Annotated in this window: 4 protein-coding genes; all 4 read left to right on the forward strand. The window is 71.0% G+C overall.

Annotated elements, in window-relative coordinates:
• Positions 1–171: 171 nt before the first annotated feature.
• Positions 172–1,527: a tRNA uridine-5-carboxymethylaminomethyl(34) synthesis GTPase MnmE gene (mnmE, locus tag ACLD7X_RS15965; RefSeq protein WP_411424672.1), complete on the forward strand. Its 1,356-nt coding sequence runs from the start codon at positions 172–174 to the stop codon at positions 1,525–1,527.
• Between the two features lie 65 nt (positions 1,528–1,592).
• A complete protein-coding gene (nadC, locus tag ACLD7X_RS15970; protein WP_411424669.1) occupies positions 1,593–2,456 on the forward strand; it encodes a carboxylating nicotinate-nucleotide diphosphorylase in 864 nt (287 codons plus the stop codon).
• A 175-nt stretch (positions 2,457–2,631) separates the two neighbouring features.
• Complete coding sequence (gene grrP, locus ACLD7X_RS15975) at positions 2,632–3,558, forward strand: extracellular substrate binding-like orphan protein GrrP (RefSeq protein ID WP_411424670.1); 927 nt, start codon at positions 2,632–2,634, stop codon at positions 3,556–3,558.
• A gap of 46 nt (positions 3,559–3,604) precedes the next feature.
• Positions 3,605–4,046: GrrA/OscA1 family cyclophane-containing rSAM-modified RiPP (gene grrA, locus ACLD7X_RS15980; RefSeq protein WP_411424671.1), on the forward strand; the 442-nt coding region annotated here is incomplete at its 3' end.

Raw genomic sequence — 4,046 nt, forward strand, 5'->3', positions numbered from 1 at the left:
GGCCCCGGGCCCGCTGGCCGGGGTTGCCCTCCTGGTGCCAGAGCCACTGGATGGCCCGCCGGATGGACCGCACCACGGGGACATGCGGTCGAAACTGGAACGGACGCAGCGCCATGGGGTGGGGTGAGAGGCGAGTTGGAGCTGGACAACGGCGAAGCGGGGGAGTCCTCCCTGGCCACCGCGTCTGACACGATCGCCGCCGTGGCCACGGCCATCGCGCCGGGTCAGGGAAGTGTGGCGATCGTAAGAATTTCCGGGCCCCAGGCCGAGGCCATCGGCGCCCGGCTGTTCCGGGCCCCAGGCCAGCAGGTGTGGGACAGCCATCGGGTGCTGTATGGCCACGTGGTGGACCCGGCCACCGGGGAGCCGGTGGATGAGGCCCTGCTGCTGCTGATGCGGGCGCCCCGCAGCTTCACGCGCGAAACCGTGGTGGAATTCCATGGCCACGGGGGGCTGGTGGCGGTGCAGCGGGTGCTCGAGCTGGTGCTGGCGGCCGGGGCCCGGCGGGCCCTGCCGGGGGAATTCAGCCAGCGGGCCTTTCTGCATGGCCGGCTCGATCTCACCCGGGCCGAGGCCATCAGTGAGCTGGTGACGGCCCGCAGCCGTCGCGCTGCCCAGCTGGCCATGGCGGGCCTGGATGGCGGCCTGCAGCGCCGCATCGGTGCCCTGCGCGAGCGGCTGCTGGATCAGCTGGCCGAGCTGGAGGCCAGGGTGGATTTCGAGGAGGATCTGCCCCCCCTGGACAGCGCGGCGCTGGTGGCGGCCCTCACGGCGGTGCGCCGGGAGCTGGAGCAGCTGGTGGCCGAGGCACGCCAGGGTGCCCTGCTGCGCGAGGGGCTGCGGGTGGCGATCGTGGGTCGCCCCAACGTGGGCAAGAGCAGCCTGCTCAACCGGCTCAGCCGCCGTGAGCGGGCGATCGTGACCGACCTGCCCGGCACCACCCGCGACCTGCTGGAGAGCGAGCTGGTGCTCGACGGCGTGCCGCTCACCCTGCTCGACACCGCCGGCATCCGTCCCACCGACGACGCCGTGGAGCGGCTCGGCATCGCCCGCAGCCGCGAGGCCCTGGCCACCGCGGACGCGGTGGTGCTGGTGTTCGATCTGGCGGCGGGCTGGACGCCGGCCGACGCGGAGCTGCGCGCCCTGGTGCCCGAGGGGGTGCCGCTGCTGCTGGTGGGCAACAAGGCGGATCTGGTGGAGGCACCTGCCGTTGCTTTGGCGGATGTGGCGATCAGCGCCCTCACCGGCTCCGGCAGCGACGCCCTGGTGCAGGCGCTGCTGCAGCGCTGTGGCGCCGCCGACGTGCAGGGGGTGCAGGTGGCCCTCAATGCCCGCCAGCGCGATCTCGCCGCCCGGGCGTCCGAAGCCCTGGCCGGCAGCCTCGAGGCGGCGGCCCAGCAGCTCCCCTGGGATTTCTGGACCATCGATCTGCGCGCCGCGGTGCGCTGTCTCGGGGAGATCACCGGCGAAGAGGTGAGCGAGGCGGTGCTGGATCGGGTGTTCGCCCGCTTCTGCATCGGTAAGTGAGGGTGGCTGTGGGACGCGGGCGGCGTCCTGCTGCGATCGTGCTCTGATCCAGGCCCCGCCTTGCCATGCCGTCGCTGTTCCCCCTGCAGCTGGAGCCGATGCTGCGTGCCTGGCTGGTGGAGGATCTGGGCCGTGGCGACCTCACCCTGCCGGCGCTGGCCGGTGCGGGCGGCCGGGCCCATTGGCTCACCCGCCAGGCCGGTGTGTTCTGCGGCGGCGTGCTGGTGGAGCCCCTGTTCCGCCTGCTGGATCCGGCTGTGCAGGTGCGCCTGCTGGTGGCCGACGGGGAGGCGGTGGACCCTGGCCAGCGCCTGCTGGAGCTGGAGGGCCCGGCGCCGGCGCTGGTGGCGGGGGAGCGCACGGCCCTCAACCTCGCGATGCGTCTGAGTGGCATCGCCACGGCCACAGCCGGCCTGGTGGCGGAGCTGGAGGGCACGGGCGTGAGACTGGCCGATACCCGCAAGACCACCCCTGGGCTGCGCGGCCTGGAGAAGTACGCGGTGCGCTGCGGCGGTGGGCTGAACCACCGGATGGGGCTCGACGATGCGGCGATGCTCAAGGAGAACCATCTGGCCTGGGCGGGCGGGGTGGCGGCGGCGGTGGCGGCGGTGCGCGCCCAGGCGCCCTGGCCGGCCCGGGTGATCGTGGAGGCTGAAACCGCCGCCGAGGCGGAGGCGGCCGTGCAGGCCGGGGCCGATGCGGTGCTGCTGGATGGCTTCGCGCCGGAGGCCCTGGTGCCGGTCGTGCCGGCCCTGCGTCGGCTGGCGCAGCAGCGCGGCCAGGCCGTGGTGCTGGAAGCCTCCGGTGTGCAGCCGGAGCAGCTGCGTGCCTACGCCGCCACCGGCATCGACCTGATCTCCACCAGTGCGCCGGTCACCCGCAGTCCCTGGCTCGATCTCAGCATGCGGTTCGACCCAGCCTGGATCTGAACGCTTCGGACCCTCGTCTCCGGGGGCCAGAGCACGTTCAAGTTCCTGACAAGTCAAGTTGTCGAGAAGTCAAGTTGTCGAGAAGTCATGTTGTCGATCTGTATCCCCTTCCTCGCCTGAGTGATGCGGGGCGAGAGCCACGGGCCATGGTTGAAGGGGTTCTGACGCTTGCGCCATGGTCCATCGCGTTCTGTCAGCCTCCCTGACCGTGCTGGCCCTGGTGGGTGCGTCCTCTCCTGCCCGCGCTGATGGCGTGATCGAGCGGGCCGCTCGCACGGGAGAACTGGTGGTGACAGGTCCGGCGGACATGCCGTCGATCCTGAGCCTGGACGCCGCAGGGCAGCCTCAGGGTTATGCGATGGAGTTCGCACAGAGGATCGCGGCAGCCGTGGCCACTGCCATTGGACGCCCTGTGCGCCTGAAGCTGGCGCCAGAGAGCAACCCCGTCACGGTCTTTGCGAATCTGGCCAGCGGCAAGGCGGATCTGGTCTGCGGTGTGTCCTTTTCCTGGGAACGGGACCTGTTCGTTGATTTCTCCCTGCCGATCGCGGTCTCCGGTCTGAAGTTGCTGGCACCGGAGGGGCGGTTTGACGGGTCGGCGGCCGGCCTCGCTGGCCGCTCGATCGGCGTTCAGAAGGCCTCCCTCGGCGACACCTTCACCCGAGGTTTCCAGCCCGCCGCCGCGGTGAGGCCCTTCGCGAACCTCAGCGAGGCCGTGGATGCGCTCAGCGACGGCCAGGTCGATGGGGTGATTGGCGACTCGGTCCTGCTGGAGGCGCAGGTGCGTGACCGGCGCCTGGCAGGGATGGCCTTCACCCCGGAGCGCCCGTTCGACACCTACGGCGTCGCCTGCCTCGTGCCGCAGAACGACTCGGCCTTCCGGGATCTGGTGAATCTCACCATTGCCCGCCTGCTCCAGGGCTATCTGGACGGCCAGCCCGAGGCGGTGGCCGCCGTGGATCGCTGGATCGGTCCCGGGAGCCGCCTCAACCTCTCCCGGGAGCAGATCCAGAGCTGGTTCGAGGCCTCGATGCTGGGAGTCGAAGCGATCCGGCCCTTGCCTGCGGCCAGCGCGGACAGCGCTATCCCATCGAATCCCTGACGGCCTTTGTTCTTCGTTCTGTTCTTCTCCCGTTCGTCCCCTTCTGATGGCCTTCCTGATCCGTTCACGACTGCTGGGCCTGCTGCTGCTGGCCTCCCTGCCCCTGGACTGCGCGGCGGCCCTGGCGACGGCGGCAGCCCAGCAGGCTGGTGGAGTCGGAGATGGGCCCGCAACCGCGCAGCCCCGGGGGGTGGAAGAGCGGCTGCGCCGGATTGCTCTGGCGGTGCAGGAGCAGAACGAAGGCGAGGATCGGGTTGGTCACCCGGATGGTCGGCGTGCTGACGCCGGAGAACCCCCCGAGAACGCCGAGCCCGAGAACGCCGAGCTCGAGAACGCTGAGCTGGATGGCAGCCTGCTGGCCCTCGCCTGGGTCAACGGCCCGGCCATCGGCTGGGGAAACGGCGGCTTCCGCAATGGCGGCTTCTACAACGGCGGTTTCCGCAACGGTGGCTTCTACAACGGTGGTTTCCGCAATGGGGGCTTCCGCA

It is taken from the genome of Aphanothece microscopica RSMan92, assembly GCF_046613545.2.
In the GTDB taxonomy this organism is placed as follows: domain Bacteria; phylum Cyanobacteriota; class Cyanobacteriia; order PCC-6307; family Cyanobiaceae; genus NIES-981.